Genomic DNA, 13,820 nt, shown 5'->3' on the forward strand with positions numbered 1-13,820 from the left:
AAATTATTTATATTTGATTTTGATATCACTAGTAACCTTCAAAAGTAAAAAACAAGGTCTGATCTTTATCTTACTGTAACAAAAATTTAAAAAGTTTTACTTATACTTTAAATATTAAGCATGAACACCATCGATATTATCCTGGGAATTGTTTTGTTATACGGACTCATCCGAGGATTTTTTCGAGGATTATTTGCCGAAATTGCTGCGCTAATAGGACTTATTGCCGGAATTTACGGCGCCATTTATTTCAGTTATATTTTAAGCGACTTTCTAGATAAATATGTAGATTGGGAAGAAGGCATTACTAATCTTCTAGCTTTTGCTATCACCTTTATTCTTATTCTATTTTTAATTACAATGGCAGGAAGATTTCTTACTAAAGTAGCTAATCTTGCTGCGCTTGGGATGGTAAACAAGATTTTGGGAGGAGCTTTTGGTCTTTTAAAGTTAGCTTTTTTGGCCAGTGTCGTGATCATGTTTTTTAAAGCTACGGAAGAGCAAGTAGATATTGTTGAAAAAGAAACTGTTGAAAGATCTGTGCTTTACCCGCCTGTCTCAATAATTGCCCCCACCATTCTACCCACGATTTTGCGGGAAGCTAGGGAAAGAGGAATCTGGAATCCAACTGAAAATTAAGAAATAAAAAAAGGAGCACAAGCTCCCTTTTCTATAGTATCTAAATAAAAGATTAGAAATTTAATCTGTAAACCTCATCCAATCTTTCGTTCCCGCTGAAGTGAACATTTAAATCTTTCACTATTCCGGTTCCTACTCCGTATGCCCAACCATGGATCACCACTTTTTGCTCCTTTTTCCAGGCATTCTGGACAATAGATGTTTCTGCAAGATCGTAAACCTGTTCAATCACGTTTAACTCAACAAAACGATCCCAGCGTTCCTTTTCATCTTCAATCGCTTCTAGTTCTTTAGTGTGCATTTTATAAACATCTTTTATATGTCTAATCCAGTTATCGATCAAACCTATAGATTGGTTTTCCATGGCTGCTTTTACTCCACCACAACCATAATGTCCACAAACTATAATATGCTCCACTTTTAGTGCATTTACCGCATAATCTAGAACGCTAAGCATGTTCATATCGGTATGCACCACCATATTGGCTATATTACGGTGAACAAAAACCTCTCCCGGTTGTGTTCCTATAATTTCGTTAGCAGGTACACGACTATCAGCACAACCTATCCAAAGTAACGGAGGCTGCTGACCGTTTTCCAAACGCTTAAAAAATTCAGGATCCGAGCTTAGCTTATTGCTTACCCATTCCTTGTTATTTTCTAAAATCTGTTTATAAAATTCCATATTTATTTTTATCTAAAATTAAGCATTAGCATTGGTTGTAAAAAATTTTGAATAACTTTTGGGGTTAACCACTTCCTCTTTTGCAGTTACAATAGTAATAGATATATTTCGATCTGCGGCATGCACCGAATATTCATCAAGAATTTCTACTATATCATAATCCAAATATTTTGTATTGGTTACGTCTATTTCAAGATGAGCATTTTTCGGCAAACTATGTAATTCTCGATTAATAGCGCCTTTATTTAAAAAAGTAACCTCTTCAGCAAATACCATCTTATATTGATGTGTTTCAGAATTTAATTCTTTCTTATGTAAAAAATGAGAGTTTCTATAGCTGTTTAATAAAATGGTGACAATGCCTACTGCCAGCCCTAGACCAATCCCAATTAAAAGATCGGTAAAAACAATTCCGATTATGGTAACGATAAATGGCAAAAATTGTGCTTTTCCTAAACCGTACATTTTTTTAAACAATGAGGGTTTTGCCAACTTGTATCCTACTAAAAATAATATGGCGGCAAGAACTGCTAGCGGAATCATATTTAATAGCACAGGTATAGCTACTACAGAAATTAATAACAAAAATCCATGAACAATTGCAGACATTTTTGTCCTTGCTCCAGATTGGACATTGGCAGAACTTCTTACAATTACTTGAGTAATAGGCAATCCTCCTATTAACCCTGAAATAATGTTTCCTGTTCCTTGAGCTACCAGCTCTCTATTGGTTGGAGTTACTCTTTTATGGGGATCCAACTTATCTGCAGCTTCTACACAAAGCAGCGTTTCTAGACTTGCTACTATCGCAATAGTAACTCCTGTAATCCATACCTCTGGATTTTTAATTGCTGAAAATCGAGGAAAGGTAAACTGACTTCCAAAATCTGAAAAACTTTCAGGAACAGGCACTTTAACTAAATGTTCTTCAGCAATACCGATAGAAGTTCCCTGAGCTAAAATATAATAAATCACACCGGCTATCACAGCTACTAATGGCCCTGGTATAATCGTGAAAATTTTACTCCGTTTAGCGAGTACATTTTCCCAAAGCAATAAAATAGCAAGTGAAATTGCCGTAACGATTAAAGCACCAGGGGAAACGTAATCTAACATATTTATTAACTCAGAAAACGTATTTTCTCCGTCTGGCTGAAAAAATGAAAAATCTCCTTCATAATCTCCATCGTATCCAAATGCATGCGGAATTTGCTTAAGAAAAATAATAATCCCTATACCCGCTAACATCCCTTTAATTACAGAAGAAGGAAAATAATAACCAATAACCCCCGCCTTAAGTATTCCCAATAAAATTTGAATTGCTCCACCAATAACAACTGCTACCAAAAAACTTTGGAAGCCTAAAGAAGCGATAGCTGTAAGAACGATTACAGCAAGCCCGGCGGCGGGACCACTTACTCCCAACTGTGAACCACTAATCGATCCAACGATTACTCCGCCAATTATACCAGCAATTAATCCTGAAAAGGCTGGCGCACCACTGGCAAGGGCTATACCTAAACAAAGCGGTAAGGCCACGAAAAAAACTACCAAACTCGCCGGCAAATCCTTATTTAAATATTTAAACATATACCCGAATTTAAAATATTAGACTCTTAAATAACCAAAATGAGGTTACTTTTTATCTTACAAAATCAATTGTTGAATAAAATGTGAAAACTATTAAAAGTATCTGGGAGGCGGAGAAGTAATATCTATGTGAACCTTATGATAATCCTGCATATAATTATCGAAAAACAAGCCTTCTTTATCATCAAAAGATGATACTATGGAATATGCATCGAAGGTTGAAGTGAATTTAAAGAAGTAATTAATTTCTAGATTGTTTTCTTCTTCATTCAGCGAGAAAGCACTGGAATAATTTGCTTCTTCATCAACTATTGCAAGGATAGAAGATGTATTTATAAAGCTTATAAAGACAATTAAAAAAATATAAGCATGTGCTTTCATATTATAAAAATATGCCTTTTGAGCTTAATTTTTGCTTTAAATCAAAAATAAATGGCAATATTCTTACAATTCTTTGATGTTATCTTTTTTGATCCATCCCTGCTTACCATCAGCAAGTTCGATCTTATACCATTCCTGATAGTTTTCTAGGAGTTTAGCTTTAGTTCCTTCATGAAGTACGAACGAAGGATCTCCTCTCAAATTAGGTTCGCTTCTTACGTCTGCTTCTGCACTAAAAACAATAGCATAATTATTATTCAACTGAAGATTTTGTTGATTAAAGGCAAAAATCACTGAAATGATACTACAGATAATACAAACTATGGCCGCTGAAAATAACACTCTTTTAAGCAAAACGCTCCTGCCATAATAGTATAACAAAAAAAGAATCACAAAAGATATCATAAACCCGATGGCTATCATTGCCCATGTATTAAAACTAAAAGTAGAAATTAAGCTATTTACGATTTTAGAAACTCCGGTTTGTTCTATATTTTCTATATCGTCCATCGCCATATTTTTGGCAAACTGGATGTTGTTTTTTACATCAGCATCGTTTGGTTTTAATTGTAATGCTTTTTCGTAATAATAAATACTGGGCGCTATATGATTTAACTTATAGTGAGCGTTTCCCAAATTATAATATAACGAAACTGATGCTTGTCCCCCATCTAAAATTTTCTCATACGCAGTTATGGCTTTTTGGTAATTACCATCTGCATATTGCTTATTGGCTTCCTCGAAAAGAGAATTATTTTGTGCAAAACCAATTGTAGTGCAAAAAACCAATATGATAAAAAGGATCTTTTTCATAATTACAATTGTTTATCTAAAGTTGAAATGACACTTGCTGCTTTATCATAATCCTGTTTCATGGTATCCATCGATGCCGGTGTATATCTTGCAAATTCGCAACTCTTTAAAATTTCGATAAATTGGGAAGTTGTTGCATTATCAACTCCTTTATTTGTAAGAATTTCACTTATTCTTTCCTTACTCATTTCACCGGTTTGGATATGCAGTTTTGCTTTTAAATAATTATGCATAGCTCTTTCTAATGCAATATAAAATTGCTGTTGTTCCCCCAGATTTTTTCGAGCTTCAGAAAGATATTTCCTTGCTAGCTTATCTGCTTTTCTAATTTTGTTACCGGTAACGTCCTTGGCTCTTGCTTCTCGCTTTTTGCCAAATAAAATCACTATCGGAATAATTAAAAGAGGTAAAATTAAAAGCGCCCAAAACAGCCAGGATCTAAAAAACACAGGAGCATTAATTGAATTCAAATCGGCATTTAATTTTATATATCTAAATTGATCTCCGCTAAGTGTTACTGCCTGTTTATTAGTGTTCGCAACATTTGCCCCGTCACCATTTTCATTTGCATTAACAGGCGCTCCTACCGGTCCATTTTCTACATTTATAACAATATCTTCTGAAGAAATCGATTTATAGGTTTCTGTACGAGGATTAAAATAAGAGAAATTTAAACCAGGGATCGGATATTTACCTTTTCTTGTAGGAACGATCGTATAATCCTCGGCTAAGCTACCCTGAGTACCATTAGCATTAGAACTAAAATTTTCTTTACGCTCTGGCTCGTATATTTCTAGAGAGCTTGGTACCGTCAAATCTGGAAGCTCAAAAAGCATTAGATTTCCGCGTCCTCTAACCTTTACTGAAGCAGTTAAAGATTCCCCGGCATCTAAAGTAGTCTTACTAGGCTGAACATCAAATTCGAAACTACCAACGGCACCAGAGAAATTTGCTGGTTTCCCCTCAGTAGGGAGCGGTTTTACGTCTATTTGTCGACTAGCTGAGGTTACCCGTTTTTCAACAGTTTGATATATAACCCCTCCAAAAATACTTCTTCTTTGGCTGGGCACGTCTACAGAAACAGAAACCGCTAAGGGCTCGATTTCCAGCTTACCTGTTTTCTGTGGATAAAGCAATGTTTTATATAAAATTACATAACGATAAGGCTCGCCACGATAAGTACCTTCTTCTACTCTTATACTGCTATTATCCAACGCCTGACTCCAAAAATCTGTAAAGGATGGATTATCTAACATTCTGTAATTACTAACGCTAATACGCCGACTTACATAAAGCTTATAAACAACCGTTACCGCTTCATTTAAATACGGATCTGCTTTTGAAATTTCAGCAACAAAATGAATATTATCTTCTGGAACGATAGTAGAATTATTGCCATCCTGAGGTCGCTCTACTGCATCGCCAACATTAACGTTTACGGGGGTTGTTTTATATACTGTACCAGCCACAGTTACTTCGGCCTGTCCAATAGTTTTATTTCCTTTGGAAGTTGGTTCGAGATAATAACTGTAGGTTTTAGAAAAGGTACTTTTTCCGTTAACCCAACTATTACTTACCTGTTGGTTTGGACCACCTACTACCTTAAACCCGGTAAAAGATGGCGGGGTAAAATTATCGCCGTCTTTATTCATATTGAAATCTACACGCAGGCGTTCATTGATTCCAATCTGCTCCCTACTAACTTCTGCGGTAAACTTTACCTGTGCAGAAATAAGGCTGGTAATAAATAAAAACAGACTTAATATTATTAACTTTAATTTCATTTGTAAACCTTAATTCTAATCTGAATTCAATTTTTAAAAATTTAAGAGACTACCAATCCTTATCAGATCTGGTTTTTACTCCTTTAGCTTTTTCAGCATTCATTTTATCCTGCGTTTTTTCTTCTTGATTATTCATCGCTTCTAACAGGTTTTTAATCTGCTGGGGAGAAAGCTGACCTTGCGCAGTTTGTGGTTTTTGCTGTTTTTTCTCTTCAGGATTTCCTTTTTGATCTTGTTGATCTTTATCTCCTTTATTTTGTTCGTTGGGATCTTGATCCTGCGGCTTTTCATTTTCTTTATCACCTTCTCCATCCTTTGGATCCTTATTTTCATCGTCTCCCTGATCCTTTGGATCTCCCTCTTGATCTTTGTCCTTTCCTTCGTCGCCCTGATTATCCTGATCCTGTTTATCCTCGTTTTGATCTTTATTATCCTGATCGTCCTGATTATCTTTGTTGTCCTGATTTTTCTCTTGCTCTTCTTCAAGCTTCTTTTTGGCTAAAGCAAGATTATATCTAGTTTCATCATCTGTAGGATCATTTCTCAATGCATTTTTGTAAGCTTCCACCGCTTCTTTATATTTTTTCTGCTTCATAAAAGAATTCCCAAGATTATGATTAATCCTGTGGCGATCTTCTTTATTTTCAGAAACCTTATTTGCTTCAACAAATCTGGATTGAGATTCCCCAGATTTTTCGCGATTATAATATAGATTTCCCATATTATACTTAGCAGCAGTATTAGAAGGATCTTTAGCTATAGCTTTTCTATACGCAGCTTCAGCTTTTGCAAAATCGTTATCACCTAGAGCTTTTTCAGCTTCATTTAAATAGCTATTTGCTTCTTCTCTCATTTTCTCCATATCATCGCTTTGCTGCGCAACCAAAGTCGACGAAATAAAAAACATTAAGTATAGGAAAAACGAGTTTGGCCCAAATATTAGTTTTGCACATCTCATATTAACCCTTTTTTGTTTCGTTAAATAAATTAAGCTTTTTAATCCAAGCAGTACTCCTTTCTAAAAGAAATACATCTAAAAACAAAAACAGAAAGCAAAGCCCTAAAAACCATTGAAAATGCGATTGATAATCGGCAAATTGCTTAGCTTCAAATTCAGTTTTCTCTATATTTTTTAGCAAATCTTGTACCGTTTCAGTAACATTGGCAGTTACATTTCCCTCAATATATTCACCATTTGCCTGCGATGCAATTTCTTTGAGGGTATTAGGATCCAATTTTGTGATAACTGTTTCGCCGTTTTGATCTTTTTTATAATTCTGAACTACACCATTTCTTTTAATAGGAATGGGACCACCTTTTTCTGTCCCTACTCCAATGGTATAAATTCTTATTCCTTCTTCTGAAGCATCATCGGCAATAGACTCTACATTACCTTCGTGATCCTCGCCATCACTTATAATAAATAGCACGCGATTGGTTTGCGTATCATCATCATAATAAGTTGTTGCCAAATCGATTGCATCTCGAATTGCAGTTCCCTGAGAGCTTATCATATCGGTATTTAGCGCCTGAAGAAACATTTTTGCTGAAGCATAATCTGTGGTAATGGGTAACTGCGGAAAAGCGCTGCCAGCATAGGCAATGATCCCTACACGATCACTTCCCAAACCGCCTAAAATTTGTCGTACTAGTTGTTTAGATTTCTCTAAACGACTAGGCGCAATATCTTCAGCATCCATACTTTTAGAAACATCGATCGCAAATACAATATCTACACCTTCTCGCTTTACAGTTTCCATAGTGGTTCCCATTTTTGGATTCACTAAAGCAACTATCAAACAAGCCAAGGCCAAACAAAGTAAACCAACTTTTAAAATCGGTTTAAAATTCGACTTATTTGGAGCTAATTTTTGCAAAAGCTCATCACTAGCAAAACTTTTACGTGCTTTTCGCTTCCAAAATAAAAGGAAGACGAAAAGCAATAATACTACTGGAATTACCAGTAAAAGCCAAAAATATATTTCTTCTTCAAATACTAACATTGCAAGCTTTATATAAAACTTCTAAAAATGGTATACCTCAATAACAATTCAAACAGTAACAAAGCACCTGCTAGTAAAGCAAATGGTCTAAATTTCTCGTCGTAATTGGTATACTTAAATTCTTCAATTTCTGTTTTTTCTAACTGATCGATCTCTTCGTAAATATCTTCTAGCTTTTCGTTATTGGTTGCCCGGAAGTATTTACCGCCGGTTTCATCGGCAATTTGTTGCAATAGCTCTTCGTCGATTTCAACCTTCCTATTACCAAACTGAAATCTACCATTAGGTAAGATTTTAATAGGCGTTAGCGCCATGCCATTGCTTCCTACTCCAATAGTGTAAACTTTAATATTAAATTCTTTTGCTAACTCACTAGCTACTATTGGATCTATAAATCCTGAATTATTTACACCATCGGTAAGTAAAATAATTACTTTACTTTCTGCCTTGCTATCTTTTAATCGATTTACAGAAGTTGCCAATCCAGATCCTATAGCAGTACCGCTTTGTAACACATTGTTAAACTCGATCCCTTCTAATGCTCGTAATACTACAGATTTATCACTGGTGATAGGCGTTTTTGTAAAACTTTCTCCCGAATATAATACCAAACCAATACGATCTGAAGGACGACCTTTTATAAATTCTTCTCCAACAGTTTTTGTAGCCTCCAAGCGATTTGGCTGAAGATCTCTAGCAAGCATACTGGCCGAAACATCTATTGCCATTACAATATCAATCCCCTGTGTACTATTGGTTCGGGTTGAAACATCTACGGTTCTTGGCCTTGCCAAAGCGACAATCAATAGCGCCAAAGCAAGAATTCTTAAAACATAAAGAATCGGCCTTAATTTAGCTAAAATACTCGGTTTTGCTTTAAATCCCTGAATGCTGGACATTCGTAAAGCCGGGGTTTGCAGATTTCTTTTCCAGAAATACCATGCGATCGCCACCGGAAGTAAAATAAACAACCAGAAAAACTCAGGATTTTCGAAAGTGAAATTCGCAAACATTAATTTGTTGATTTTATAAGTTCTACTGAATTAATGATCCTTCCGGAAATTTCTTCAGCATAGCTATCGTCTTCATTATAAATCACCGTGATTTGTTGGAAACCTCCGTTTTGAGCAAAATTCAGAATACTATATTTTTTAGGCTGAATTTCATCATTTACAGGATTTGTCATTTCTAAAGTACCAAAAACTTTCACTCCCTTAGCTCCATTTACTGTTGTAAAGTCTTCCTGCTTCATCACGATATTCTGTGCGCCCTGATTTTCTAATTCCTTGTAAACACCGTCTACCCCGGTCTTAAGGTCAAATTGGTCTTTTTTACTAAACGTTCTGGTATTTAAGCTGGTATAAAAATTACTAACCAAACTACCAAAACTAAACATCTGCGCATCTACATAAGATTGAATAGCATCCTCGCTAAGCTCCATGTCTCTTCTCACCAAAACATCTGGAGTGGTAACATAAACCGCTGGCGTACCATATTCACTTCTTATCCAATCACCTTCCAATAATTCTTTGGTTGGATGTCCCCAATAGGTATCGACCACATAATCCAGACCTTTAGAGCTTATTAAAACAGCTAGTGCAATAAAAACGACTAAAACACCACCCGAAACTCCTAAAATCAGTCTTTTTTTCCTTCTTTTAGAAAGTTTGTTTTGGCGATATTCTTCATCTTGCATTAACTCTTCTTCAGTAGGTTCTGGCATCGATGATTTTACATCGTTAATGATCATTCGGCTTTTATTTCGATCTTCCTTTGCAGTAATAACATCTGGACGAGAACCGGCAAATTTCGCTAAATCGGCTCTTTGTAAAATCTGCTTTAAATTATCTAAGGTTTTGCCATGTAGCTGAAGTACTCCAGATTTCTGTTGAATTTCAAGGTATTCAATTAATTCGGTAGTTGTACTTTCCATCGCACCATCATAAACTTTTTCGTCTAAATATCTTCTAATCGCATAGGTTAGTCTTGAATAATATTCTTTTACCTCTCGATTCTCGATAAGTGTGCTTTTATCCAGATCTTCCAAATCTTTCATGGCTTGCTCGTAAGGTGGCAGCTTATTTTCTAAAGCTTTTTCTCTCCTACGCTTTATAAAAAAGAATGCTAAAACACCTAAAATGACCAATACTAACAACAACCACCAAATCCAGTTTGGGACACTAAAGCTTTTAGGAATCTCTACCGATGGCTTTATTGGATACATTTCTTGCTTTGTAGTATCTACAGCTACATCGGCAACCTCAACACGCATCGAATCGGTTAAGAATGGCTTATTATTGATAATAATTTTTTGCTGCGGAATAGTATACGAACCCGAATCAAACTGGGTAAGTGTATATTCTTTAAAAAGCTGATATTTATTTTGAACTCGTGTAGTATCTGTTCCTAAAGATTCTACAATTTCTAGAGGAGCAAAAGTGTTTCCTTCAGGAAAAACAACCAGATTTGTAGAATCGGTTTCAACATTTATTTTATAGGAAATTTGCTCTCCAATCTTAATTTGCGCAGTATCTATTTTTGCTGAAACCTGAGCTTGCTGAGCAACTAATGGCATTGCAAAAAAAGCGAAAGCAATCACTAAAATTGCCGATAATCGCTTTTTGACAGCATGTTGTTTATATATAGGGTCTGACAATTGATTTTTCTTCATCTTAATATGCTTAGCCTCTTCTTTTAAAATACCCCAAAAGTTTTTTTACATAACTTTCGTCTACTCTGGTATTAATCACTCCCGAGCCACTTAGCTTAAAGCTTTCTTCAAAATATTTGACACGATCCAGATAATGATCGGTATAACTTCTCCTTACCGATTTACTGCCCGTATTTACGGTGATATATTCGTTGGTCTCCTCATCCAACATTTGTACCAAACCAAGATTTGGAATTTCCTTTTCGCGTTGATCATAAACCCGTATTCCCGTAACATCGTGCTTGTTTCCGGTAATTTTTAGAGTTTGTTGGTAATCATCGCCCATAAAATCTGAAAGCACAAAAACAATCGCTTTCTTTTTCATTACATTAGAAAGGTATTTTAATCCTTTACCAATATCGGTTTTCTTGCTTTTGGGCTTAAATTCTATAAGTTCTCGAATAATTCTTAGAACGTGAGATTTTCCTTTTTTAGGTGGAATATAATTTTCGATCTGGTCTGAAAACATAAGCAAACCGATCTTATCATTATTTTGTGTTGCTGAAAATGCCAAAGTCGCCGCAATTTCAGTAATCACTTCTTTTTTAAACTGACTTTGAGTCCCAAAAAACTCAGATCCAGAAACATCCACCACCAACATCATGGTTAGCTCTCGTTCTTCTTCAAAAACTTTTACAAAAGGCTCGTTATATTTTGCAGTAACATTCCAGTCGATACTACGAACATCATCACCAAATTGGTATTTTCGTACTTCACTAAACGTCATTCCCCTTCCTTTAAAGGTAGAATGATATTCCCCGCCAAAGATATGATCACTAAGGCGACGGGTCTTTATTTCGATCTTACGAACTTTCTTAAGTAACTCTTTGGTATCCATATAATTCAATAAACAAATAACAATAATCAATTACCAAAACGATTTTGATAATTGCCAATTGATAATTGTATACCTACGGCACTTCGATCTCGTTTACGATCTTAGCAATAATATCTTCAGAAGTTATATTTTCGGCTTCAGCTTCATAGGTAATTCCTATTCTGTGGCGCAATACATCGTATACTACTGCTCTAACGTCTTCAGGAATTACATATCCTCTACGCTTTATAAATGCATAACATTTTGCTGCAGTTGCCAGGTTGATGCTACCACGAGGAGAAGCTCCAAAATTAATTAAAGGTTTTAAATCTTCAAGTTTATACTTTTCAGGAGTACGAGTAGCAAAAATGATATCAAGAATGTATTTCTCGATCTTTTCGTCCATATAAACCTCTCTAACGGTTTGCTGAGCTCTTAAAATCTGATCGATACTAACTACCTGATTTACTTTTTCAAAGCTGCCTTTTAGATTGGCGCGGATAATTAACTGCTCTTCCTCTAATTGTGGATATTTAATAACGGTTTTTAGCATAAAACGGTCTACCTGAGCTTCTGGTAAAGGATAAGTTCCTTCTTGCTCTACCGGGTTTTGCGTAGCCATTACCAAGAACGGTTTATCTAGCTTAAAAGTCTCGTCACCAATGGTTACCTGCTTTTCCTGCATGGCTTCTAACAAGGCCGATTGTACTTTTGCCGGTGCTCGGTTTATCTCGTCTGCAAGAACGAAATTGGCGAAAATTGGCCCCTTTTTTATACTAAAATCGTTGATTTTCATATTATAGATTAGCGTACCCACTACATCTGCTGGTAGCAAATCTGGCGTAAACTGCACACGGCTAAACGATCCATGCACTGCCTGCGATAGTGTATTAATTGCCAGAGTTTTTGCAAGCCCGGGAACACCTTCTAAAAGAATATGTCCCTGTCCTAATAAACCTATAAGTAAACGCTCTACCATGTGCTTTTGGCCAACAATAACTTTATTCATTTCTGTTGTTAACACATCTACGAAAGCACTTTCTCTTTCAATTTTTTCGTTTAGACTGGCGATGTCTAAAGAAGATTGATTGTCTGTCATTATTCTAATTAGATTTTAAAACGTGAATATACAACCATACAGCGGTCGTAGCAAATTCAAAATTATTAAACTTTCGGATATTCAATAATCTAGTTTCTTTGGTTTAAGCATAAATCTAACGGAAAGCCTCAAATTGTATTGTGTATCAGCACTTAATAATTATAGAAAAAATATAGAAAACTAAATATCAACACCTTAAGATTATAACTATTTTCATTTAAATCTCAAATAAAATAAAAATTAGAGCATATCATTACTACGATGAAGCTTTCTTTAAAAAATTGAAAACAAAAAAAGGCGCTAAAAAAGCGCCCATTTTTGTTTTATCTAAAAGCCGAAATTTATTCTAAAAATAAAGTCTCTACATCTGTAATTTCGCCGTTTTCTACAACCACATTGTCTTTCGTAATAGCCTCTAATCCTGAAGCTTCCTCTGCGATTACCGTAATTTGGTAAGTTCCTTCTGGCACTCCGTAAAGTGTAAAATCACCGTCTTCGTTTGTGTAAGCAGAAATTGTATTTGTAGCATTTTTAGCAGTTACTAAACTTCTAAATTCTGAAGGATGTACCTCACCCACAATTTTACCTGAATTTTCTTCCGCAGATAAACGAATTACAGGTTTTAATAGATATCCACCATTCCCTTGGTTAACGATCGATTCTTCTACATCAAAATCTAAAGTATAAGTATATGATTCACCCGATTCTAATTCTTTATCCAGGTTTAATTTAAGTCCAGATTGTTGGGCGCTTGGTGTTGCTAGTGCATATTGTTCTCCATCTACAACTACCGAATTATCATCTCCTAAAATTAGACGAATTTGTCCTGCATATCCTGGCGCAATTTCTTCGTCGGCTAATAATTGCGACACTCCACCGGTAAGTTCTAATAAATTATAGATTCCGGCTTCAGTATCTAATAGTATCCATCCATCATCTTCACCTTCAGCATCAACTTGTACTCTAACTTCTTCAACATCGATATTTACCTCATCAAAATCTCCGGGAGCATCGACCATTCTAAAAGCGACTCTGGCATTTTCTTCAGTAGAAACATTATCATCATCGTCACTACAAGAGGTTAACGTAAGACCTGCAAATACCAGTAAAAATAGCGTTTTAAAGTTTAAAATTTGTTTTTTCATAAATCAGATTTGTGTTTATTCAGCTTAGATAACGTTGTAAAATCGATATCATTTTCCATGTTTTCACCTGTTAACTATTTTTAACAAGATTTAAAATCTAATTAATTAGGCTAAACCTCTTACTTGTAAATACTTTAGTACATTAGTCTTTAAA

The 13,820-nt window shown here is 35.3% G+C and carries 13 protein-coding genes; 1 reads left to right on the forward strand and 12 read right to left on the reverse strand.

Annotated elements, in window-relative coordinates; genetic code table 11:
• Positions 1-120 precede the first annotated feature (120 nt).
• Positions 121-639, forward strand: a complete 519-nt coding sequence (locus tag PBT89_RS15910; protein ID WP_270062690.1) for a CvpA family protein — start codon at positions 121-123, stop codon at positions 637-639.
• A 52-nt stretch (positions 640-691) separates the two neighbouring features.
• Here the strand turns inward: PBT89_RS15910 and can are convergent, their stop codons facing one another.
• The 12 genes from can to PBT89_RS15970 all read right to left on the reverse strand — a co-directional run bounded on the left by can (position 692) and on the right by PBT89_RS15970 (position 13,666).
• Entirely contained in the window at positions 692-1,324 is a 633-nt protein-coding gene (gene can, locus PBT89_RS15915; protein ID WP_270059934.1) for a carbonate dehydratase, read from the reverse strand.
• A gap of 18 nt (positions 1,325-1,342) precedes the next feature.
• The gene (locus PBT89_RS15920) at positions 1,343-2,914 is read right to left on the reverse strand and encodes a SulP family inorganic anion transporter (protein WP_270062691.1); all 1,572 of its coding nucleotides are present in this window, start codon (positions 2,912-2,914) and stop codon (positions 1,343-1,345) included.
• A gap of 93 nt (positions 2,915-3,007) precedes the next feature.
• Complete coding sequence (locus PBT89_RS15925) at positions 3,008-3,295, reverse strand: hypothetical protein (RefSeq protein ID WP_270062692.1); 288 nt, start codon at positions 3,293-3,295, stop codon at positions 3,008-3,010.
• Between the two features lie 63 nt (positions 3,296-3,358).
• Complete coding sequence (locus PBT89_RS15930; protein WP_270062693.1) at positions 3,359-4,108, reverse strand: SH3 domain-containing protein; 750 nt, start codon at positions 4,106-4,108, stop codon at positions 3,359-3,361.
• Positions 4,109-4,110: 2 nt separating this feature from the next.
• Positions 4,111-5,892, reverse strand: coding sequence for a BatD family protein (locus PBT89_RS15935; RefSeq protein WP_270062694.1), 1,782 nt, complete (start codon positions 5,890-5,892; stop codon positions 4,111-4,113).
• A gap of 49 nt (positions 5,893-5,941) precedes the next feature.
• Positions 5,942-6,850: a tetratricopeptide repeat protein gene (locus PBT89_RS15940; protein ID WP_270062695.1), complete on the reverse strand. Its 909-nt coding sequence runs from the start codon at positions 6,848-6,850 to the stop codon at positions 5,942-5,944.
• 1 nt (position 6,851) lies between these two features.
• Positions 6,852-7,895, reverse strand: a complete 1,044-nt coding sequence (locus tag PBT89_RS15945) for a VWA domain-containing protein (RefSeq protein ID WP_270062696.1) — start codon at positions 7,893-7,895, stop codon at positions 6,852-6,854.
• Positions 7,896-7,903: 8 nt separating this feature from the next.
• Positions 7,904-8,908 carry a vWA domain-containing protein gene (locus tag PBT89_RS15950; protein WP_270062697.1) on the reverse strand — a complete coding sequence of 335 codons (1,005 nt, stop codon included), beginning with the start codon at positions 8,906-8,908 and terminating at the stop codon, positions 7,904-7,906.
• A complete protein-coding gene (locus PBT89_RS15955) occupies positions 8,908-10,566 on the reverse strand; it encodes a BatD family protein (protein ID WP_270062698.1) in 1,659 nt (552 codons plus the stop codon). Before PBT89_RS15955 ends, PBT89_RS15950 begins: the two co-directional genes overlap by 1 nt.
• 10 nt (positions 10,567-10,576) lie before the next feature.
• On the reverse strand, positions 10,577-11,443 hold the full coding sequence (locus PBT89_RS15960; protein WP_270062699.1) for a DUF58 domain-containing protein: 867 nt from the start codon (positions 11,441-11,443) through the stop codon (positions 10,577-10,579).
• Positions 11,444-11,516: 73 nt separating this feature from the next.
• On the reverse strand, positions 11,517-12,521 hold the full coding sequence (locus tag PBT89_RS15965) for an AAA family ATPase (protein ID WP_270062700.1): 1,005 nt from the start codon (positions 12,519-12,521) through the stop codon (positions 11,517-11,519).
• 341 nt (positions 12,522-12,862) lie between these two features.
• A complete protein-coding gene (locus PBT89_RS15970; protein ID WP_270059923.1) occupies positions 12,863-13,666 on the reverse strand; it encodes a DUF4382 domain-containing protein in 804 nt (267 codons plus the stop codon).
• Positions 13,667-13,820: the final 154 nt, after the last annotated feature.

It is taken from the genome of Zunongwangia sp. HRR-M8, assembly GCF_027594405.1.
Classification (GTDB): Bacteria; Bacteroidota; Bacteroidia; order Flavobacteriales; family Flavobacteriaceae; genus Zunongwangia.

Bases quoted from the DNA above. Each gene is read 5' to 3' on its own strand.
- PBT89_RS15910 (WP_270062690.1), top strand. From the start codon at position 121: ATGAACACCATCGATATTATCCTGGGAATTGTTTTGTTATACGGACTC.
- can (WP_270059934.1), bottom strand. From the start codon at position 1,324: ATGGAATTTTATAAACAGATTTTAGAAAATAACAAGGAATGGGTAAGC.
- PBT89_RS15920 (WP_270062691.1), bottom strand. From the start codon at position 2,914: ATGTTTAAATATTTAAATAAGGATTTGCCGGCGAGTTTGGTAGTTTTT.
- PBT89_RS15925 (WP_270062692.1), bottom strand. From the start codon at position 3,295: ATGAAAGCACATGCTTATATTTTTTTAATTGTCTTTATAAGCTTTATA.
- PBT89_RS15930 (WP_270062693.1), bottom strand. From the start codon at position 4,108: ATGAAAAAGATCCTTTTTATCATATTGGTTTTTTGCACTACAATTGGT.
- PBT89_RS15935 (WP_270062694.1), bottom strand. From the start codon at position 5,892: ATGAAATTAAAGTTAATAATATTAAGTCTGTTTTTATTTATTACCAGC.
- PBT89_RS15940 (WP_270062695.1), bottom strand. From the start codon at position 6,850: ATGAGATGTGCAAAACTAATATTTGGGCCAAACTCGTTTTTCCTATAC.
- PBT89_RS15945 (WP_270062696.1), bottom strand. From the start codon at position 7,895: ATGTTAGTATTTGAAGAAGAAATATATTTTTGGCTTTTACTGGTAATT.
- PBT89_RS15950 (WP_270062697.1), bottom strand. From the start codon at position 8,908: ATGTTTGCGAATTTCACTTTCGAAAATCCTGAGTTTTTCTGGTTGTTT.
- PBT89_RS15955 (WP_270062698.1), bottom strand. From the start codon at position 10,566: ATGAAGAAAAATCAATTGTCAGACCCTATATATAAACAACATGCTGTC.
- PBT89_RS15960 (WP_270062699.1), bottom strand. From the start codon at position 11,443: ATGGATACCAAAGAGTTACTTAAGAAAGTTCGTAAGATCGAAATAAAG.
- PBT89_RS15965 (WP_270062700.1), bottom strand. From the start codon at position 12,521: ATGACAGACAATCAATCTTCTTTAGACATCGCCAGTCTAAACGAAAAA.
- PBT89_RS15970 (WP_270059923.1), bottom strand. From the start codon at position 13,666: ATGAAAAAACAAATTTTAAACTTTAAAACGCTATTTTTACTGGTATTT.